At 32.0% G+C, this 18,295-nt stretch carries 27 protein-coding genes; 18 read left to right on the top strand and 9 right to left on the bottom strand.

The window, feature by feature from the left end; translation table 11 throughout:
* The 6 genes from A9G28_RS07735 to A9G28_RS07760 form a co-directional block, all read right to left on the bottom strand.
* Positions 1 to 252: 3'-5' exoribonuclease domain-containing protein (locus A9G28_RS07735; protein ID WP_141674714.1), on the bottom strand; the 252-nt coding region annotated here is incomplete at its 3' end.
* Between the two features lie 2 nt (positions 253 to 254).
* Positions 255 to 734 carry a hypothetical protein gene (locus tag A9G28_RS07740; RefSeq protein ID WP_065580280.1) on the bottom strand — a complete coding sequence of 160 codons (480 nt, stop codon included), beginning with the start codon at positions 732 to 734 and terminating at the stop codon, positions 255 to 257.
* A gap of 29 nt (positions 735 to 763) precedes the next feature.
* Positions 764 to 1,480 carry a hypothetical protein gene (locus A9G28_RS07745; protein WP_065580281.1) on the bottom strand — a complete coding sequence of 239 codons (717 nt, stop codon included), beginning with the start codon at positions 1,478 to 1,480 and terminating at the stop codon, positions 764 to 766.
* A 10-nt stretch (positions 1,481 to 1,490) separates the two neighbouring features.
* On the bottom strand, positions 1,491 to 2,006 hold the full coding sequence (locus A9G28_RS07750; protein ID WP_065580282.1) for a hypothetical protein: 516 nt from the start codon (positions 2,004 to 2,006) through the stop codon (positions 1,491 to 1,493).
* Between the two features lie 192 nt (positions 2,007 to 2,198).
* Complete coding sequence (locus A9G28_RS07755; RefSeq protein WP_065580283.1) at positions 2,199 to 2,378, bottom strand: hypothetical protein; 180 nt, start codon at positions 2,376 to 2,378, stop codon at positions 2,199 to 2,201.
* 182 nt (positions 2,379 to 2,560) lie between these two features.
* Positions 2,561 to 3,448 carry a recombination-associated protein RdgC gene (locus A9G28_RS07760; RefSeq protein ID WP_065580284.1) on the bottom strand — a complete coding sequence of 296 codons (888 nt, stop codon included), beginning with the start codon at positions 3,446 to 3,448 and terminating at the stop codon, positions 2,561 to 2,563.
* Positions 3,449 to 3,945: 497 nt separating this feature from the next.
* Between A9G28_RS07760 and A9G28_RS07765 the strand changes: the two genes are divergently transcribed.
* The 3 genes from A9G28_RS07765 (at position 3,946) to A9G28_RS07770 (ending at position 5,093) form a co-directional block, all read left to right on the top strand.
* Positions 3,946 to 4,476, top strand: a complete 531-nt coding sequence (locus A9G28_RS07765) for a hypothetical protein (protein WP_065580285.1) — start codon at positions 3,946 to 3,948, stop codon at positions 4,474 to 4,476.
* Positions 4,477 to 4,689: 213 nt separating this feature from the next.
* Entirely contained in the window at positions 4,690 to 4,815 is a 126-nt protein-coding gene (locus A9G28_RS13860; RefSeq protein WP_255307560.1) for a hypothetical protein, read from the top strand.
* Between the two features lie 83 nt (positions 4,816 to 4,898).
* On the top strand, positions 4,899 to 5,093 hold the full coding sequence (locus A9G28_RS07770) for a hypothetical protein (RefSeq protein WP_065580286.1): 195 nt from the start codon (positions 4,899 to 4,901) through the stop codon (positions 5,091 to 5,093).
* Here the strand turns inward: A9G28_RS07770 and A9G28_RS13590 are convergent.
* The 3 genes from A9G28_RS13590 to A9G28_RS07780 all read right to left on the bottom strand — a co-directional run bounded on the left by A9G28_RS13590 (position 5,065) and on the right by A9G28_RS07780 (position 7,669).
* Entirely contained in the window at positions 5,065 to 5,241 is a 177-nt protein-coding gene (locus A9G28_RS13590; RefSeq protein WP_176702128.1) for a hypothetical protein, read from the bottom strand. The genes A9G28_RS07770 and A9G28_RS13590 overlap by 29 nt on opposite strands.
* Positions 5,242 to 5,823: 582 nt before the next feature.
* The gene (locus A9G28_RS07775) at positions 5,824 to 6,969 is read right to left on the bottom strand and encodes a type I restriction endonuclease (RefSeq protein ID WP_065580287.1); all 1,146 of its coding nucleotides are present in this window, start codon (positions 6,967 to 6,969) and stop codon (positions 5,824 to 5,826) included.
* Between the two features lie 67 nt (positions 6,970 to 7,036).
* Positions 7,037 to 7,669 carry an XRE family transcriptional regulator gene (locus A9G28_RS07780; protein ID WP_065580288.1) on the bottom strand — a complete coding sequence of 211 codons (633 nt, stop codon included), beginning with the start codon at positions 7,667 to 7,669 and terminating at the stop codon, positions 7,037 to 7,039.
* A 124-nt stretch (positions 7,670 to 7,793) separates the two neighbouring features.
* Between A9G28_RS07780 and A9G28_RS07785 the strand changes: the two genes are divergently transcribed.
* The 15 genes from A9G28_RS07785 to A9G28_RS07850 all read left to right on the top strand — a co-directional run.
* Positions 7,794 to 8,030 (top strand): transcriptional regulator, encoded by a 237-nt coding sequence (locus A9G28_RS07785; RefSeq protein ID WP_065580289.1) that lies wholly within the window; start codon positions 7,794 to 7,796, stop codon positions 8,028 to 8,030.
* 163 nt (positions 8,031 to 8,193) lie between these two features.
* Complete coding sequence (locus A9G28_RS13595; protein WP_176702129.1) at positions 8,194 to 8,355, top strand: hypothetical protein; 162 nt, start codon at positions 8,194 to 8,196, stop codon at positions 8,353 to 8,355.
* Positions 8,356 to 8,358: 3 nt separating this feature from the next.
* Positions 8,359 to 9,327 (top strand): helix-turn-helix domain-containing protein, encoded by a 969-nt coding sequence (locus A9G28_RS07795; protein WP_065580291.1) that lies wholly within the window; start codon positions 8,359 to 8,361, stop codon positions 9,325 to 9,327.
* Positions 9,324 to 10,049 carry a replication protein P gene (locus A9G28_RS07800; protein ID WP_065580292.1) on the top strand — a complete coding sequence of 242 codons (726 nt, stop codon included), beginning with the start codon at positions 9,324 to 9,326 and terminating at the stop codon, positions 10,047 to 10,049. The genes A9G28_RS07795 and A9G28_RS07800 overlap by 4 nt, the downstream gene beginning before the upstream one ends.
* Positions 10,042 to 10,788 carry a phage N-6-adenine-methyltransferase gene (locus A9G28_RS07805; protein ID WP_065580293.1) on the top strand — a complete coding sequence of 249 codons (747 nt, stop codon included), beginning with the start codon at positions 10,042 to 10,044 and terminating at the stop codon, positions 10,786 to 10,788. Before A9G28_RS07800 ends, A9G28_RS07805 begins: the two co-directional genes overlap by 8 nt.
* A 139-nt stretch (positions 10,789 to 10,927) precedes the next feature.
* Positions 10,928 to 11,101 carry a hypothetical protein gene (locus tag A9G28_RS13600; RefSeq protein WP_176702130.1) on the top strand — a complete coding sequence of 58 codons (174 nt, stop codon included), beginning with the start codon at positions 10,928 to 10,930 and terminating at the stop codon, positions 11,099 to 11,101.
* Between the two features lie 7 nt (positions 11,102 to 11,108).
* Positions 11,109 to 11,465, top strand: coding sequence for a RusA family crossover junction endodeoxyribonuclease (locus A9G28_RS07810; protein ID WP_065580294.1), 357 nt, complete (start codon positions 11,109 to 11,111; stop codon positions 11,463 to 11,465).
* Positions 11,466 to 11,690: 225 nt separating this feature from the next.
* Positions 11,691 to 12,011 carry a type II toxin-antitoxin system RelE/ParE family toxin gene (locus A9G28_RS07815; RefSeq protein ID WP_065580295.1) on the top strand — a complete coding sequence of 107 codons (321 nt, stop codon included), beginning with the start codon at positions 11,691 to 11,693 and terminating at the stop codon, positions 12,009 to 12,011.
* Positions 12,004 to 12,288 (top strand): helix-turn-helix domain-containing protein, encoded by a 285-nt coding sequence (locus tag A9G28_RS07820; RefSeq protein ID WP_065580296.1) that lies wholly within the window; start codon positions 12,004 to 12,006, stop codon positions 12,286 to 12,288. Before A9G28_RS07815 ends, A9G28_RS07820 begins: the two co-directional genes overlap by 8 nt.
* A gap of 355 nt (positions 12,289 to 12,643) precedes the next feature.
* Entirely contained in the window at positions 12,644 to 12,907 is a 264-nt protein-coding gene (locus A9G28_RS07825) for a hypothetical protein (protein ID WP_065580297.1), read from the top strand.
* A gap of 66 nt (positions 12,908 to 12,973) precedes the next feature.
* Positions 12,974 to 13,765, top strand: coding sequence for a KilA-N domain-containing protein (locus tag A9G28_RS07830; RefSeq protein WP_065580298.1), 792 nt, complete (start codon positions 12,974 to 12,976; stop codon positions 13,763 to 13,765).
* Entirely contained in the window at positions 13,765 to 14,784 is a 1,020-nt protein-coding gene (locus A9G28_RS07835; RefSeq protein WP_065580299.1) for a DUF968 domain-containing protein, read from the top strand. Before A9G28_RS07830 ends, A9G28_RS07835 begins: the two co-directional genes overlap by 1 nt.
* 149 nt (positions 14,785 to 14,933) lie before the next feature.
* Positions 14,934 to 15,293 (top strand): antiterminator Q family protein, encoded by a 360-nt coding sequence (locus tag A9G28_RS07840; protein WP_065580300.1) that lies wholly within the window; start codon positions 14,934 to 14,936, stop codon positions 15,291 to 15,293.
* A 660-nt stretch (positions 15,294 to 15,953) separates the two neighbouring features.
* Entirely contained in the window at positions 15,954 to 16,961 is a 1,008-nt protein-coding gene (locus tag A9G28_RS07845) for a hypothetical protein (protein ID WP_065580301.1), read from the top strand.
* Positions 16,958 to 18,295 (top strand): hypothetical protein (locus tag A9G28_RS07850; RefSeq protein ID WP_065580302.1); only part of this gene is annotated, 1,338 nt, incomplete at its 3' end. The genes A9G28_RS07845 and A9G28_RS07850, both read left to right, overlap by 4 nt.

The following is an 18,295-nucleotide window of genomic DNA, read 5'->3' on the forward strand; positions in this document are numbered from 1 at the left end:
AACTTGAGATCTCCACCATTCTAGCGTTTCATTGCTGATCGTTCGGTTGGAATAAAATAATTGGTCTGGTAGGTCACATAACAGGTATAGATGATAATCACTGTAACAACCGGAAATTTCAACCATTTCTATTTTTTCTAACGTTTCATTTAAATTAAATCTATCAAATGCAAATGCTCCAATTGACAATATAATTGCTGTCGGTTTTGTATCTAATGTTTCAATATCAATAATAATAGTGTTAATTGTCATAGTTAGGCCTTTATCTGTTTTTTATATTCATATTCAGTTATAAATTGATTAAACCCGTTTTTACTATTAATCATATCTATAACTTGCTGTTCGCTAATTTCTGCAGTATTCGGTGTTGCTAACCAAAATTGGGTTAACCTATGCATTGGGTTTGCTGTTTCCCATAAATTTATTTGAAACTCTGTCAGATAATCAGATAGTTCAGAGGTAAAATACTCATTAGCTGTTATGAATGTGTCTGTTTTTAAATACTCACGGTTTAGTTGATCACGACAAATAACACCAGCCATTATTTGCCATTTATAACGCACTTCGTTCAACATTCTAGCTTCGAACGATTTTGGTTTGATTTCAGAACCTTTGTAGTAAACAAACACATCAACAGCAGTGATATCTAAAATCATGTAATCTTTGGCCACAATTCTAGATATTTGCTGATATTTTAATGTTGGGTTATATTTTTTGTTTCGCTTCTTTTTCATAATTACGTTCTAACATTCATTAACTACAGTTATAAATTACTATCGATATAAGATAATAAATTTTTGGTTAGACTTTTTAGCTTGATATAACTATCAGAAACTACATGTTCGGTTGCGTTATTCATGATGTCATTTTTATTTTTTATACTCTGTAATTCATGGCTCAATGATGCATTTAAATCAGCTAACTTATTATGTCGAGCTTGGCACTCTTCTAGACTATTTTTTTGTTTATTAATATGAAATTGTAGGTCTTTTATTGTGTTATGATTTCTTGCTAACTCATTTTTTTGTTTTGAGTTTTCCGCTTTTAGTGAAGATATTTCTTCTTGCATCCCATTACTTTTTTTAATTTCTTTTTTCAAGAGTTCATTGATTTTAGTTTTTTCATTATCTAATTCGTTGTAATTGTTACATGATGCGTTATATTTTTTAGTTAACTCAGATATTTGCTCATTTAATAAAATAATCTTTTTATCTAGCTGAGATTGTTTTACCTCTGCACTTTGCGATTGGGAATTAATATCAATACTGACAACGACAAAACCGTTTTCAATTCCATTTGCTTCAATGTCAAAACTAGTAATAACAGCTTCAACTGAGTTATCATGATCGCGTCTATCAGTGATAATTAATATGTCACCAACGACTGGCTCACGTACAGCAGTTAAAATCAAAAACTTTTGTTGTCCAGATAATATTTCAATAAAATTAGAACTATTAACCTTTACTCTATATTCTGCCATTTTTTCTCTCCTACTTACTTAATTCATAAAACCGACGCATAAAGCGGTTGTATGCAACACAGCTAGGTACTGGTTCTATTTTTCTTTCAAGTAACGGAATACCTTTCAACATTGGCCATTCTTTGCCATCATTAGCTATATCACGATGTTCAGTAGCTAATAAAATAAGGTCCGCTCGTTTAACTTCTGGAGAAATAGTTAATGGCAACTTAAATTTTTGCCTGATAACTTGATCAACCTTATCTTCAATCAGGCGGTAATCGGGTAATAATTTCTTTAAAGGTGATGGGATGTCTTTGCAATATGCCTCAACAGCATCATGTAACAATGCTTCTAATTTAAATTTATCGGCAACAATGTAACTACATTCAATAGAATGTTGAGCAACAGAATAAAATCTATCAAGCTGCCCAGTGTAACGGCATTCATGAGATAAGCCTTTTGCGATATCTTCAATACAAATTGCATCGGCAATAGGAGTTTGATAATCAAAATGTAACCCTGAATGGGTTGTGATCCAAGTCATATTAATACTCCACAATGTTTAATAACGTCTGCACCCGTTATGTGTAATTAAAAAATATTTGGAAAATTATCCTTTTTTAGGAACCTTATTATTAAATTCATCGCATATTATATTTGCGGCTTTTATGATTGTTTTTGTCTGCTCATTTGTGACAAAACAGCCATTATGATCATATGTAAAATATTTCATAATTTACCCCTCAATATATATTCCTCTGCAGGGTAAAAGATCTGGAAGATGAGTTCTGAGCAACTCCTGTTCGTACGCCTTTTTATCCTCCACTGCATCATATTCAGCTTTATTAACGACTATTCTTTTATATACAAATGAGTCAATACGCGCATAAACAACAAACGTTATTTTATCTGACATAATCACACCTCTTGATCGTTACCTATTGTTGTATCAAGTAATTGCCACTCTGTCGCCAACGGCGTGGCTACCGTCTGGAAATGGTTTTAGACTTGTATATTTCAAATTAGTGGGCTAACCGCATAAGGGACAGATCACTGCTAACACTAATTATCAACGCATATACCAGACGCCCCACTGCGTTATTGCACCGCTTTAGTAAAATCGTTGATTAAATTAGCTAGTTCATTAGCAACTAAAAAGAAATCAGCTTCTATTCGCTTCGCTTTATCATCTAGTGAGATATCACTATTTTCATCTAACATTTCAGATGAATAGCTAATTTTGGAAAAAACGAGCTCAGTATTTACTGTAAAAACTGTTTGCTGTTTATATGAGAACGATAGCGATTTAATCTCACGCCCATCATTTAGATAACTTCTGACTTCTTCTGCAGTGAGGTTTTCGTTAATAAGTTTTATTTTTCCGTTACCCTCCAAAGGGTCAGCTAACATTGCATCATTGAGAATAAAAAAATTAGGTGGTGTTCTGTCATTACATACCCATTCTTTTAATGTGAATGATATAGGCTTTTCAACAGAAAGCGGTTTGAGTGCTAATACGCCTAATTCTTTTCTTATTAATGCAAGAACGTCTTCAGCTTTTTTAAAGCTAGCTGTTTCAATTGCTATGAAATTGTCGTTATTGTTAATCCAAACATGGGTATATTGATCTTTAGTAAATGCAACTGGCAATAAATCAACAATAACTTCATCTTTTGCACAAAGTTTTTCACTTTTAGTCACGCTACGACCTAGTTTTTGTTCTAGCTGTTCAATTCGTTCAGCCGTTTTTTTCTTGATAACCGAAGAGGGCAGTAACTTGCTTTCAATACGTAGCTTTAATAATGAGTGACCTTGAACCTGCAATTTTAATACGTCATCGTCATCAATTGGCGAGACAAAACCTTTTTTAATAGAGTCCGTTGGTCCGCATGGTGTGAATGCCATATTTTTTAGCATGTCGCTATCTAAACGTTCAATGGCATTATTTTTATCGAATTGATAAATAATTAGGTTTTTGAAAAACATTTTTAATACTCCACATTGTTTGTTAAAAACGCTCTGGTCTGCACTCCAGAGCGTACGATTTACTCCACTAACATTCTGTAATCAGGAACTGCATTAACTAAGTGTGCCTATCTTTATACTTGTTAGGCTCAAGTGTCCTTTTGTCACCACAACAGCAAGGAATTTATTTATAAAATAATGTTAGTTGTGTATAATTTACACACCACAACAAAAGGATAATATTAAGGTGATTGTCATGAGTGATGAAGATAAATACCAATATGGTGTTCCACCTAAAAAAAGACCTACACCAATACCAATACCAACACCTAAAAAATAGAGATAAACGTGAATAGACCAAAATTCAATGGAGGTGTTCCTCCTAAAAAACGACCTACACCAAAACCAGACAATACAAAAAATAAGTAATGCTGGTTGTTTTACCACTCACAGCTATCGTGGTAAGATTAGTTGTCACGCCAATCTTAGATTTAATAATTTAAGATAAGAGGGGTATTATGTCTGAAACTGTCCAAACACAAGAATCACCATGTAGAGATTCTTTAATTTTCGATATTCACTATAACTATTACTGCAATAAAATGACTTCACTCCTATTAGGGCGGATTGATCGTTTTTTATCTTTTATTGTTGTATTCTTAGGTGGCGCTGTTTTTGCTGATGTTAAAAGCGCTATGTGGTATGGTTTGATAATTGCATTATCAATGGCGCTTAAACAAGTATTTCAGTTCTCTGAATCATCAGCTAAAGCTGACTCTCAGTGTAAAGCTTTTCTTCGATTGATTAGAGATGAATCTCATATTAAGTGTGATTTAGAATTAACAAAACAAATTCAAGATGTAGAAAAAAATGATATACATCATTTGAAAGCAATCGAATTCGCTGCTATGCAAAGAACTACAATTGTTTTAAGAGCAGAAGTTGATCGTGATAGTGTCGTTTCTTTGTCTAGACTTCAAAAATTAGCTGCATGGTTTGCTGGCGATCTTCCCGAAGAAAAAGACTACAAAAGCTTTATCAAAAATTAACCCCAAATATAAAATACATTTGGTTAATGCTGTTCCTGATTTTTAAAGAGCTAAATAGTTTTTTATAAAATATAGGTTCAATATTAATTGTCAGTAAAGGGAGTGTGAAAATATCGACTACAGATTTCACTAATAAAAAGATGATACAGATAAATATCACCGAAATAGTAACAAACGTCCCGAACCTAAACCTCAAAAAGAAGGAAATAAATAATGGCTAAACAAGAAAAACAATTAGACAATGTTATTGGATTAGAGCATTATCCCCCTAAACCTAAACCTACGACAGTAGAAAAGAAACCAGAACAGTCATCACTGACATCTGATAATAAGAACTAGTAGTAAGCTGGTTATTTAACCACTCACAGCCATCGTGGTAAGATCGGAATCGCCAAAAACCGACCCTTTTAAAAGGAAACAATATGAAAAAACATCAGGCAGAAAAATTTGCTATAGCAATAGCGAGAGAAATTTTACAAACTAACTCAAATGCAATAATTTCTCCTGACTCTTATGATAAACAATCGGCTGATGATGTAGCTGATTTTATTTTAGAGTTATCGTCACGGTTAGAGAATGATCTTGAGCTTAACTTTGATCATCTGGATAAGAATTAACAGCACTAATAGCCTTGCAAACTCGTAAGGCTAATTCTTCAAAGCTAAAGCGGTAACTATTAGCATCTATTTTAGAGATGCTTTCTAAAATTGCGTCTTTTATTTTTTCTTTATCTGTTCCAGATAAAAAATTATCTTGAGCTACCATAAAAACCTCCATAATGATTAAACACTTAGTTAATACTGTTCCTGATTTTTAAAGAACTATCAAAACAATTCATTAATAAAAACACTGTATATAAAATCAGTGCTTTATTATAATGAATAACTCTAACTAACAGCTCTATACTATGGACAAGATAAAAACAATAAAACACAGTTGTGTTATATGCCAAAGCCACGAATATCTTTTCGAACATGAACCTCCACTAAGTCCACATGACGAAGCTGCTTTTGTGAAAAGCATCTCATGCACTTTATGCGGTTATCCAATTTCAGCAATAGAATTCATGGAGTCAGAAACGGGGTTTAAATACGACGAACTGACAACAAGAACTATTAATTAGATGTTTTGATTTTTAAAGAGCTTCAACTTTTGTTAAGTTGATTTGATGCGTGTAAGTATAGTTTATTTATACTTAATGTAAACTATTTTTATACAAAAGTATAAAAAAAATATACTGATTGTTTTTTTTTTAATCTAATATATGATTTAACATTGCAGGAAGAAGAATTTTAGATATAAAAAAAGCCCTGATAGGGCTTTACAAAAATAAATTAAAAGAAATTTTTATTTTCTTTTGAAATTTTCATCATTTTTTGTGTATTCATATGCATCGATGATTAACCCCGATATTCTTAATACATTTTCTGGTTTATCAATAATAATTTGCTCGCCTGCACCAATTTCTAATCCAGCTCTCTTAACCTCGTCTTTTACTTTGTCGGTTAACTCAATTGGTAATTGAATTGATGGGCGTTGTTTATTATCGTAATATCGAACTATCCATCTATTGGATTTATTTTGATAAAGCACGTTAAAATATGATTCGGTGTCTTTATATGTTAATTCATTATCATCTATAATTGAATTAATATGTTCAAATAAAACTCTTTCAGAGTAAGTAGTAATAATTTTACTATTATCCGGATCTATAATATCGGCTTTTTCATCAAGTATTGTTTTTTCTTCATTATCACTTGATAAGTCATCGGATATTTCTTTTTTTCCTGTTAAGCCAACAACAACCATGTTACTTACAGCTCTTTCAATTGCATTTTTTACAATTGGTGTAATACTATCAAGAAATTTTTGATTTAGTTGTCTTGATATGTTTGATTTGTTTGCTACATATTTAACAAAATCAATCGGCGCTTCTCTCAAGGTTGAAGTTATTGTTTTAGTGAATAATGAAAAATAAATACTTTCTTCTGCTAATGTTCTTAATGCTTCTGGTTTGAATTGATCGTATCTAAATTGATAAAGTTGTTCATAATCATTATCTTGTAATTCTTCGATCTTAATTTTTAAGAAAGGGCTTGAGTCCATAATGTTTTTTTGTTCTAAATCTGTAAAAAATCTCCATTCTCTACCATTTGTTATTGCCGCCACAGCTACTTCTGGGGTTGCATTAAAATATCTTGAAAGTTGAGGGCAATGATTAGTTAATTCTTCACTCCATGATTTTGCCTCTATAAACATCACAGGCAAATCTTGACAAAAAAGAGCATAATCAACACGTTCGTTAGCTTTTTCTCCAGGAAAATCGGCTTTAAATTCTGCTTTTACTTTCGTTGGATCATATGGCGTAAATCCTAAAATATCAAGCAATGGTAATATTAACGCTTGTTTAGTTGTTTCTTCCGTATTGCAGTGACTTCCAACCTTTTTAACGTGTTCTGAGTGATTATCTAACTTGTTTTTAAAATTATTCATACGTATTACCTTTCTCCATTCAATTATCTATTTTATTTCAATTGCTTATGATGCTATTTGTTACAGGTTACAGACCGGCGTTACCTCCAGTCCAAACAACACGCCCAATTATTTTATCATTTCGAAAAGCATACATATTTGGAAATGTGCTTTTCTCCGCGTTATCACTGGTGTAGATCCAGTCCCCATTTTTATCTCTAGTAATTCGCTTTATGATTAGACCGTTAAGATCTCTCATTATCAAATAAACTTTATTTTCAATTGGCATTGTTTGGCTTGTATCAATTAAAACAGCTTGTCCATCCTGTAATGTCGGATACATACTTAAACCTTTTGCGTATATTACATAGCAATATTTTGGATTGATGCCCATTTCTTTCAACCATTCTTTACTAAAAGATAAACCACCTCTAAGCTCAAAGTAATCATTGTATTCACCCATTTCACATTCCGCTCTAACTGTTAATTCATCAATTATCACTGCAGTTTCTTCAGTTGGGTTTTTTAATTCATTTGTTGGCAACGATACGTCACAAATATGACATATTTTTAACATGACATTAAAACTAGGTGATGTTCTGCCATTTTCAAAAGCTGAAACATTCCCTTTAGTCATTGATAATTTTTCAGCTAGTTGCTCTTGTGTATAACCAGCATTTAATCGGGATTGTTTAACCCATTCTGCGACATTTAAATCCATACTTTCTCCTTTTTTAGAATAGTAAAGTAAATTTATACTTTTGTCGTATAAAAAAACTTTACTTATTTGTATAGTAAAATTATACTTTTATTGTTGTGTGTTTTATTTTTATACATGGAGCAATATGGAAAAGAAAAATCAAGCAATAAAAAAGGTCGTTGATTTCTTTGGTGGCTCTCAAGTAGAGACGGCTAAAAAACTTAAAGTCTCTAAGTCACAAGTATGGCAATGGTTAAACAACGTTAACTCAATAGCAATAGAAAAAGCAATTGATATAGAAGACAAAACATACGGAGCTGTTAAATGCGAAGATCTCCGTCCTGATATTAATTGGTCTGTAATTCGGAATAAAGTAGTTTAGTGAAACTAAGCATACATTGAAAAATTAAAAGTAATCACAAAAAGTACGAGATTAAGTGAAATTATCGTTAGAACTGAGATGATTTTTGGGAAGGGTGACCGATAGCAATTTTGCAGAAGGCTATCGGTCGGTTGCGAAAAAACACTTGTGGAGTATTCGTCGCATGAATAGTTTAACACTAAATTGTACCGTAACGCAATTGCGTTGTAAGTTTTCACAATCAGGCTTTGAATATGAAGCCATGATAAATCACACATGGGTACCTGTCAGCCACCAATTTGTTGAATTTTTGTGGGCATTTCTGTACCAAAAACAAAGAGGTTAATCCATGAGTACTAAGTTGACTTCTTATGTTTGGGATGTTTGTGCCAGTAATAATATTAAAGGTGTAAAACTTTTAGTTATGCTAAGGCTGGCTGATTTTTCTAATGATGAAGGGATTAGTTATCCTTCAATTCCTACTATTGTAAAACAATTGGGCGCAAGTAGAAGTGCCGTATTAACTGCATTAAGTGATTTAGAAAAGGATGGTTGGTTAAAACGTGAAGCAAGACGAAATAAGCAAAGGAATGATAGTAATCTTTACCATCTGGATGTTGAAAAATTGCAAAAATTAGCGTTTGAAATAGCCAAACTAGCTATTGATTCTCACAGTCCAGAATCTGGACTATCACACTCTGACGGTCCAAATCCTGACGGTTCAGAAATTGGACTGTCAGAAAATGCAAAAAGTAACGTTACCCATTGTAAAATAAAGAAAAATGAAGATATGGAAATTTCTCACGGTCCAGATTCTGACCGGTCAGCCATTGGACCCGATCCATATATAAATAATAATAATATAAATAATAATAAATTAGGGTCTGGAAATTTTAGTCAAATTTCCGACGCTGATAAATTATCCCAATTTTTAGAAAAACACCCTCAAGCTGAAATTTATTCAGCAAACGGAAAATACTGGGGTTCAAAAGATGATTTGAAAGTAGCCCAGTATATTTATCAAAAAGTGCTTGAGATTAACCCTACTTACCAAGAACCTAATTGGCCACGGTGGAGCAATGAAATTCGGCTGTTAAAAAAACGAGTCAACAAGCGTACACGAGAAATATTAGAAGTTTTTGATTGGGCTAATCATCATGAATTTTGGTTTAAAAATATTTTGTCACCATCGAGCCTTTCTGAGAAATGGATGACCCTCACAACTCAAATGCTATCTGATAACAAAACTGCGGTAAACAAATCGTCTGAAATTGACTGGAATAGTACAGGGTGGTTACGTGAGGAGGTTCTCCAATGAAAACGTTAAACGAAATTTACACAGCATCTGAAATGGCAATAAAGCAAAATTTTAGCCCAAAAAATACAAGTATGGGAACGCCCAAAATTAATTGTGAAATTGAAAAAAACTTTAACAAATTATTTATCCAATTAAAACAGGTATTCCCTGCAATAACGGCGTTAATAAAAACTCAGCTAGATCTTGATGAGTTCAAAAACCAATGGTTACTTGCATTTAAAGAAAACGGCATAACCACATTACGTCAGTTTGAAATAGGTATGAAGAAAGCACGTCAACAAAGCACGCCATTTGTTCCATCACCTGGTCAATTTATTTCATGGTGCAAAGAGGGCGAGGCATCAGATATGGGGTTACCAACAGTTGCTCAAGTTATGCGAGAGTTCAACAAGTATAGTGCTGAGATTGGTTTTTCATGTCAAACAGCGGAGCAATTTCCCTGGTCTCATCCGGTTATGTACTGGATTGTTACCGACCTTAGAAAGCACATGCGCCAATACAACCAATCAGAATTTGAGGTTGAAAAGCGTGCAGAAATGCTAATTAACAAATGGGCAAAAAAATTGAGTAAGGGTGACGTCATTCCTGAAATTCGGGTTCAGCTTGAAGATAAAAAAACGTGCACAGGCTACGGTGTATTTTATAGTCATTCTGACGAGGTAAACGCAATGAGAGAAAGGGCGAGAGAGAAAGCAAAAAGGAGTATAGCAGAAAATGGCTAAAGTTGATTATAAACATTCAAAAAGCAAAACCGATTCAGATATAAAAGATCTATGGCAAACACCGATTGAATTATATGAATATCTGAATGCCCGATTTAGTTTTGTTTGTGATGTTGCTGCAAGTGATCATAATCACCTACATCCGAATTATTTAACAGAGTCATATGATTCAGCACTTAACGGATGGGCGCATTTAAAAAGTGGTTATGCATTCTGTAATCCTCCTTACTCTAATATTCTACCTTGGGTAAAAAGGGCGAGAGAAGCAGCCGATCTGGGAGTGGGTACCGTCATGCTGCTGCCAGTTGATACGTCTGTCGACTGGTTTAATCAGTTACGTAAATTAGCAAGTGAAATTTATTTTATTGTAAACGGACGTATTTCATTTGTTAGAGCTGACAATAAACAAAAAATTCATGGGAATAATAGAGGATCACTTTTTGCGGTATTTAATCCTCGTTCTTTTGGTGATTGTCGTGCTTCATTCATTGAGCGTGATGAAATATTTAAAACATACGAAAAAATTAAGGTAAACATACCAGTTCAAAATGTTAATACAGTCTGGCCAAAAGAAGTAAATAGAATTTTTGATTCAATTGAAAATGCCAAATATTTAAAGATTGAGGCACAAACAAAGGTTAGACAAAGTATTAACAAAATGATTATTGATCGGCTATCGCCAGAGCAAATCAATAATGCTGCTCGGTTTTTGGTAAATAGAATGGAGGCTATGCCGTGAAAGCATTTGCATTAGCAGTAACTTTTATTTCTATTTTCTTCATCGGATATAGTGTTGCACATAGTGAAATATCAACAGAATGTCAAAAGCTTAATGCTTTTTATGTTGGTAATGTTGTATATGAATGTAGGGTCAAATAATGATAAATATTAATTTAGAACGCATGGAGTTTGAAAAAACAATGCGTAAAAAAGGGTGTCCTGATATTCATTTAAGAAAGGACCGAAAGGGCGGATATTTAAGAAAAAATATGGAATCAGCATTTCAAGGCTGGGTATTAAAAGCATCAACACAACAAAGCATAAAGGGGTAAATAGCGAATGATAACTTTGGTTTTGCCATTCCCTCCATCAATGAACAAGTATTGGCGTAATTTAAATGGAAGAACGTTATTAAGTGCTAAAGGTCGCAGATATAAAAGTGAAGTTATTGCTGCAGTATATGAGCAGTTAAAAAAGAAGCCTAAACCAATTACAGATAATGTTGCTGTCAAAGTTGAATTTTATCCGCCTAATAATATTAGGCGTGATATGGATAATTATTTTAAGGCGTTGTTTGATTCACTTACAACAGCAGGGGTTTGGGTTGATGATAGTCAGATCAAGCAAATTGAATCAGAGTGGTGTGATGATAATAGAGGAGCGGTTTTAATAAGCATTTGTGAAAAGAGGACATAGAAAATAAATAAAAAGCCTGATGTCCGGGCTTTTGTTTTTTTAAATCTATTATTTATCATATTAAAATGTATGTATTCGAATCTGTTTCAATAACGATAATGTAACTCTCATCAAAAACACAGTTCAGCTTTGCTTTATGTTTTAATATAATTTTATTAAAAAAAATAACTTTATATTACAATATAAAATAGTATTATTAATTTAAACAACTGGCGGAGTATTTAGGTGTTTAATATAATTATTCATAACCAAGCAAAAGAAGAGCTACTGGAGCTATCAGATGAGCTAAAAGGTAAGATGGCTAATCTGATTGACAAATTGGAGGTCAGGGGACAATTGAGAATGCCAGACAGCAAAGCGTTGGGGAACGGTTTATTTGAGCTAAGATGCATAGAACGAAATAATATAGCGAGAACTATCTACGCATATCAAAAAGGAAGCGTAATATTTTTACTACATGCATTTGTGAAAAAAACAGAAAAAACACCGAGCGCGTCACTCAAAATAGCACGTGAAAGATTAAAGGAGATGATTGAAAATGACTAAACATAACACAACATGGGAAGAATTAAAAAAAGAAATGCTCAATTCTCCTGAAGCTAAAAAAGCGTACGAAGATGCTAACAGGGCTTGGAAATTGCGTGAGGCGTTAATTGAGGCAAGAGAACATGCAAACTTAACACAATCAGAGCTAGCTAGAAAAATGAACGTTGCACCATCAAACTTAAACAAATTAGAAAAGCATCCAGACAAGGCAAATATGGCGACAATTTTTAAATATTTTGATGCGTGTAACGTAAAAGTTGATTTTGTAATTTCCTAACTATACGTATAACGCCTCCGAACGATAAAAATTCGACTTTATTTGTTCGGAGCCATCATTCCGCTTTGTTATATCTTCAAGTTTATCAACCAATAAAAACAGTAAATATACCATTTTACATCTTTCATTTTCTTTATAATTTTATATAATGTATATATTAACAGTGTCAGAGTGCAGACTGACATGTTGCGAAAAGGTGCTTAACAAGGCAGATGTTAAGTGAAAAACAAGTGGAGTATAGGAGCCAATCTATGGTGGTAGGTAGTGCCACATCAATATTTCCGTTAATCGGTGATCTCCTATTCTATTTTCCACTTGGTATTAATTTTATTAATATAAAACAAGGGGGAAGTAAATGTACGAAATTAAAGCATACGCATGTGGGTACAATGGTTGTAAGAAAGCATTGCAAACTAAACAAGGTATGAAATTACATGAATCGAAATGTTTTTATAATCCAGATAAAAAAGCATGTGCTACATGTGATTATTATGAGAATACTAATGATAACAAAAGAAAATGTCATCATGGTATTGATATAAGCGATAAACCTAAAAATGGTTGTAACAAATATACCCATTATCATGGTTTAATTTGGGGTAATTGTTACGTTATGTAATTTATCAAATGAGTCAGAGTTGCAGACTGGTTTATGTGAAAAACAAGAAAGTGGAGTATTAAAAAAATGAATCAATTAATTGCTATTGAAAATGTTATTATTCGTCAAAATAAGCAGGGGTTGTATTGCTTAAACGATCTTCATCGAGCATCAGGACAACTAAATAAAAACCGCCCATCTTTATGGCTTGAAAATAAACAAGCTCAAGAGTTAATACAAGAAATAACTAAAGAATTTGTCAAAGCAGGAATCCCTGCTTTGGAAGTGGTACATGGTGGTACTGAGCGAGGGACATACGCTTGTAAAGAGCTTGTTTATGCTTATGCAATGTGGATTAGTCCTGCATTTAATCTAAAAGTTATTCGTACATTTGATTCTGTTGTAGTTAGAAAATCATCAGAAGTGGATAAAGTTAATATCGGCTTGATGATTTTAGAATCAGCATCTAGAACTTTGAATTTATCTAATTCGGCTAAACTAAAAGGGTATCAAGAATTACAAAAATATTCAGGGGTACCTTGCCTATTACCTAATTATGCAGTAGATGCACCGAGTGACTCAGTCGATGGTTCTAGCCGTGTATCTTTTTCATTAACGCATTTACTACAAAAATATGAAGTTCCATTAAAAACGACCGTGGCCTATGCAATATTGAAAGATTTAGGCATTGTTGAGCGCAATAAGCGTAAGAGTGTTAAAACAGGTGAAGATAAAGAGTTTTGGTCAATCACTGCATATGGATTGTTATATGGCAAAAATCTCACCCCACCGAATAATCCTAGAGAAACGCAACCTCATTTTTATGATAGTAGATTTAAAGAATTACTAAAGCTAATGCAAAACGCTAAAGTGTCATAATGAAAGCGATACTTACCCCATATTGCCAACCAGGACTTGGATTAATAATTCTTAAACCAGGTGCAGAGTTATTAAAAAAATTGAGTACTGGAAATCGTATTATTATTTCTCAAAGTGGCGACGAGCACGCAGGTATTAAATCGGGCATTATTCAAGATGAACAACCATTATTAAATAATAAATATATCGATCCATTTATATTACATGACGCAGTAGTTAACAAACTAAAAAATCTATATAACTTTGATTATTGGTTAAATCAACGGTATAAATGCCAGTTAGAAGATGGTGAGTATTGTCATCATGAATTAGTGAATGAAAAAATTGGCTATTCAGCTATTCGTGTGTGCTGGCATCACAATAAAGATTTAGTTATTGATGACAATGTGAAAACGCTAGCAAAGCGCAACTTAAAACAATTTCTAATTGAATGCATTATAAACCAGTTAAAGCATGATAGTAACCATCGGTTATCAATTCAAGAACTGGCTTGGTGGGCCGTAATCAACAAACTGCATGAACTCATACCTGAGAACATGGCCAGATTACTACATAATAGGCCAATTGAAGAAATAAAATCTGTTTATAAAGAATCTGAATTAGTTGCTAGTGATGACCGTTCAGAGCCTAGATTACAAAATGAAATAAATAACACATACCAACACCTACAAGCACTATCTAAACCAGTTAAGAAAATAGCAGTAGATCCTGAATCCCCCGCATCATTTATGTTGAGACCAAAATTAAAACGCTGGGAATGTGAAAAATATACCCAGTGGGTAAAAACGCAACCGTGTGTATGCTGTGGTAAACAAGCTGATGATCCGCACCATATTATTGGATACGGGCAAGGCAAAATGGGTGGCAAGTCACATGATATATTTACATTGCCTCTTTGCCGAACTCATCACAATGAACTGCATAAAAATGTTAACGAGTGGGAACAAAAATACGGTTCACAAATACTGTTATTAATTCAATTTTTGGATCGTGTTTTTGGGATGAATGTAATAACGTAACAATTTTTAAAGTTTATTGACAAATAATTTTAGGCTTCTTTACGTCTAGACACCTAAATGTTAAAATGACATTATTGTGGAGTTTGAGCAGAATAGCAGAGTGCAGACTGTTTCTGTGAAGTTCCTCTCTATAATTTTACGGAGAGTATATGAAGAGAGATATTAAACAAGTCCTTGTCGCATGGGCTAATGTTAGACGTAGTATAAGAACGGGTTTAGAATACCCATATAAATCGCCATCAATTCTTAACGATAATAATGGCGTTGACCCTCGCCCATTACTCAGTGAAGATGAAGCTGAAATAGTTGATAAAGCTATTTTGTGCTTATCAAAAATAGATATTATTTCTTATTCTATTCTTAAATCAGTTTATATCAATCAACAATCTTGTCGTCAATTAGCCAAAAATACACATAAAAGTAAAGATTTTGTTTGTGACAAATTAAAAATGGCTGAAATTTATGTGTTCGCTAAAATTCATGACGTAATAGGTGATGTAATTTTATAATCTTGCACAACAGATAAAGAAGGTCAGTTTAATCTTAATGCGTTGCATAAAGCAAGCTGAGGAAAAAAGAAAAACAACCCTAGCTACTGGCTATCATTGCAAGGCACTCAAGAACTTATATTAGAACTTGAGCAGCAATTGAGCGATACCAAGATCTCGGTAGTTACATAGTTTTTTAGGGAACTAAAAATCGTTCAGAAAACGCATTGATTTTATTAAGGTTTTTTCTAGTGTTTTTTGAGCCTAAACTCAACAACCCTTTTTTTAGCTTGTTTTCTAATTTATTGAAAAATATAAATTAATTTAAGTGCTAGAAAAAATGGTTATTTTGTGAAAATTGGTTAAAATTTAGTTAAAACAATAAGCTATGTTTTATATAATCTAGATTACCGCTGCATAAGCGGTTTAGAAAAATTGGCTTCCATTTTTTTGTGGGAGCCAATACTTTGCTGCCAAGTGGAATAAAAGCATCACCCGAAGATGGTTTTATTGATCAATTAAGTTTTTATTCTAAACAAATTCAATTAATAGTTAAAAAAAATTATCAAAATTTATAAAAAAGGTTTACTGTATAAAAAAACACTGTTTGTATAAACATAAAGAAAATGCATTCTTATTTATATATAATCACCATTATTGATTATATATTGTGTGTTATTTATGACTATTGATAGTGGTGGTGCATATAGTATAAGAGGTTTTAATTACCAGAAAGCAGTAATTGCTCAAATTGCTATTAATAATTTTAACGTGGATAATTTTTATATCATTGTTGAAAATCAAGAGGACATTGTAGTTTTTTTCTCAGAAAAAAATTTCCACCTGCAAGTAAAAGGGCAAAAATTAAGTATTAACAGTTTAATTAAAGTTCCGAAAAATAAAAATTCTATTTTATATAAACTTTTAAACAAGGAAGAAAAAGTCGATTATTATAAAGTTGTAACTCTAGATACTTTCAGTAAAAAAGATATAAAAGACTTATCTGAATCTAGTTGTAATATATTCGATAATTTTGTTTATGATTATTCTGAAAAACAAAAGGAAGAATTTTTAAAATGTCTGCAGCAAGAAAATTTATTTTCTGGTGATGAAAAGAAAATTCAAAATGAATTAGATAAAACTAAAATAGTTTTTTCTAATTTTAAAAATGATTTATCACAAGCGGAACTAATACTTCTCGGTTATATGACAAAGAAGGGAATCACGATGGATGACTATGCTGGAATTAATGCGCTCAATGAACTATTTAGGCAAATAGATTTAAAAAGTGAACAAAAAGCAAGTATTCATAATAAAAATGTGATTGAAAGTAAAAAAATAACCCACAAAGAACTAAAAAACATTTTTAGTCTTTGTAGCATAATTACTAAGCTACCAAAGCTTAGAATGAATTTTTTAGAATCATTAGTTGAAGATGAGTTATTGAGTAAAAAAGAAAGAAGAGATATAGAGTTAAAATTCTATATGCTTAATAGCAAATTAAGGAATTTAAGAAAAGATATTTTAGCTAGAATAGCTGATAGTGATTTCTATATTGAAGAGTTAGAAAGCTATGGTTTTTCCTTTATACATAGTATTTATCAAAAATTATGTGATAATTTTCAAGCAGATATTTATGCCGTTCTTATTGATATTGTTTCGGAAAAGTTTTTGGAGCGTAATAAATGATTATTAAGCGCTTTGTCATTTTAGACAAAATAAATAAAGTAGCTAATGAGTTTCATTTTTCACCTAATTCTAATGTTATTTATTCTCAAAAGGGTACTGTTGGTAAATCAAGCTTGCTGAAATCAATTTACTATTGTTTGGGAATGAATATTAAAAGTTTTACAAAAACTTGGAAATATACCCAAATGATTTTTAAGTTGTATTTTACTCATAATAATCAAGAGGGATGGATAATACGTCATCATAAGTACTATAAAGTATATGATAGAGACGAACTTTTAGATGAGGGCGAATATTCTAAATGGTTTGCCAATTTATTGAATATGCAAATTAAATTGCGCACCAAAAATAGTGAGAATCTAAGCCAAGTTGTTGCTGCAGCTATCCTTAGTTTGTTTTATATAGATCAAGATTCTTCTTGGCAAGGAACGCCATTTAGGAATACAGCTAGTTTAGCTTGGTATGACTCAAAAGATATGCCAAAATCTATTTTTGAATATGTTCTTAACTTAAAAAGTAATGAACATCTTGAAAAAGAAGAAAAAAAAGGAAAATTAAAAAAGGAACATAGTGAATTAACAAGCAATCACAATTCATTATTAACTCTTAAAGACCAATTTATTTTAACTGAAAATTGGAATTCTTTTGTAAATGAAGATGAGTATAAAGAAGATCTGAAAAAGTATTTATCAATAATTAATACGATTAATCAGCAACTGTCTACTTATAATGGGCAAATATATTCAAAACAGGTTGAATTAGATTCTCTTAAATTAGAAATAAGAGAGCTTGAAGAGATCTTAAAATACGATAATGAATCGTATAAAAATCACTCAATTAGATGCAGTAAGTGCGATTCTTTCTTAACCGAACAACAATCCAAAGAAAGAATGAAACTGGATTTTAGTTCTTTTCTATTAAACGAAAATATAAAGGATACTCAATCAAAAATTGAAAAAATTGAACAAGACTTAAACTCTTTATTGAATAAAAAAATTGGGCTTGATGAAGAGTATAAAACCCTATCTAATCAGCTGAAAATAACCTCAAGTAAAGCATCAATTGATGCGTATATCCAAAGTGTAGGTGAGAAAAAATCTCAAGATAAATATTATGCAATACTAAACGATTTAAAAATTAAAATATCCAAAATTAATGATGATTTGAAAATTATAAATGCGGATATAAAAATATTAACCAAAGAACAAGATAAGAATAGAGCTAAAATAGCTTCAGATTTTACTGCTTTTTTTAATGAACTGGCTGATAAATTGCCATCTGTAGATCGTGATTTTATATTTTTAAAATTTAATCAAATAAAAAATAGTGGTTCA

This window comes from Gilliamella sp. Fer1-1, from assembly GCF_001690825.1.
Classification (GTDB): Bacteria; Pseudomonadota; Gammaproteobacteria; order Enterobacterales; family Orbaceae; genus Gilliamella; species Gilliamella apicola_C.

Excerpts from the sequence above, each read along its gene's own strand:
- A9G28_RS07740 (WP_065580280.1), bottom strand. The coding sequence starts at position 734 with ATGAAAAAGAAGCGAAACAAAAAATATAACCCAACATTAAAATATCAG.
- A9G28_RS07745 (WP_065580281.1), bottom strand. The coding sequence starts at position 1,480 with ATGGCAGAATATAGAGTAAAGGTTAATAGTTCTAATTTTATTGAAATA.
- A9G28_RS07750 (WP_065580282.1), bottom strand. The coding sequence starts at position 2,006 with ATGACTTGGATCACAACCCATTCAGGGTTACATTTTGATTATCAAACT.
- A9G28_RS07755 (WP_065580283.1), bottom strand. The coding sequence starts at position 2,378 with ATGTCAGATAAAATAACGTTTGTTGTTTATGCGCGTATTGACTCATTT.
- A9G28_RS07760 (WP_065580284.1), bottom strand. The coding sequence starts at position 3,448 with ATGTTTTTCAAAAACCTAATTATTTATCAATTCGATAAAAATAATGCC.
- A9G28_RS07765 (WP_065580285.1), top strand. The coding sequence starts at position 3,946 with ATGTCTGAAACTGTCCAAACACAAGAATCACCATGTAGAGATTCTTTA.
- A9G28_RS13860 (WP_255307560.1), top strand. The coding sequence starts at position 4,690 with ATGGCTAAACAAGAAAAACAATTAGACAATGTTATTGGATTAGAGCAT.
- A9G28_RS07770 (WP_065580286.1), top strand. The coding sequence starts at position 4,899 with ATGAAAAAACATCAGGCAGAAAAATTTGCTATAGCAATAGCGAGAGAA.
- A9G28_RS13590 (WP_176702128.1), bottom strand. The coding sequence starts at position 5,241 with ATGGTAGCTCAAGATAATTTTTTATCTGGAACAGATAAAGAAAAAATA.
- A9G28_RS07775 (WP_065580287.1), bottom strand. The coding sequence starts at position 6,969 with ATGAATAATTTTAAAAACAAGTTAGATAATCACTCAGAACACGTTAAA.
- A9G28_RS07780 (WP_065580288.1), bottom strand. The coding sequence starts at position 7,669 with ATGGATTTAAATGTCGCAGAATGGGTTAAACAATCCCGATTAAATGCT.
- A9G28_RS07785 (WP_065580289.1), top strand. The coding sequence starts at position 7,794 with ATGGAAAAGAAAAATCAAGCAATAAAAAAGGTCGTTGATTTCTTTGGT.
- A9G28_RS13595 (WP_176702129.1), top strand. The coding sequence starts at position 8,194 with ATGAATAGTTTAACACTAAATTGTACCGTAACGCAATTGCGTTGTAAG.
- A9G28_RS07795 (WP_065580291.1), top strand. The coding sequence starts at position 8,359 with ATGAGTACTAAGTTGACTTCTTATGTTTGGGATGTTTGTGCCAGTAAT.
- A9G28_RS07800 (WP_065580292.1), top strand. The coding sequence starts at position 9,324 with ATGAAAACGTTAAACGAAATTTACACAGCATCTGAAATGGCAATAAAG.
- A9G28_RS07805 (WP_065580293.1), top strand. The coding sequence starts at position 10,042 with ATGGCTAAAGTTGATTATAAACATTCAAAAAGCAAAACCGATTCAGAT.
- A9G28_RS13600 (WP_176702130.1), top strand. The coding sequence starts at position 10,928 with ATGATAAATATTAATTTAGAACGCATGGAGTTTGAAAAAACAATGCGT.
- A9G28_RS07810 (WP_065580294.1), top strand. The coding sequence starts at position 11,109 with ATGATAACTTTGGTTTTGCCATTCCCTCCATCAATGAACAAGTATTGG.
- A9G28_RS07820 (WP_065580296.1), top strand. The coding sequence starts at position 12,004 with ATGACTAAACATAACACAACATGGGAAGAATTAAAAAAAGAAATGCTC.
- A9G28_RS07825 (WP_065580297.1), top strand. The coding sequence starts at position 12,644 with ATGTACGAAATTAAAGCATACGCATGTGGGTACAATGGTTGTAAGAAA.
- A9G28_RS07830 (WP_065580298.1), top strand. The coding sequence starts at position 12,974 with ATGAATCAATTAATTGCTATTGAAAATGTTATTATTCGTCAAAATAAG.
- A9G28_RS07835 (WP_065580299.1), top strand. The coding sequence starts at position 13,765 with ATGAAAGCGATACTTACCCCATATTGCCAACCAGGACTTGGATTAATA.
- A9G28_RS07840 (WP_065580300.1), top strand. The coding sequence starts at position 14,934 with ATGAAGAGAGATATTAAACAAGTCCTTGTCGCATGGGCTAATGTTAGA.
- A9G28_RS07845 (WP_065580301.1), top strand. The coding sequence starts at position 15,954 with ATGACTATTGATAGTGGTGGTGCATATAGTATAAGAGGTTTTAATTAC.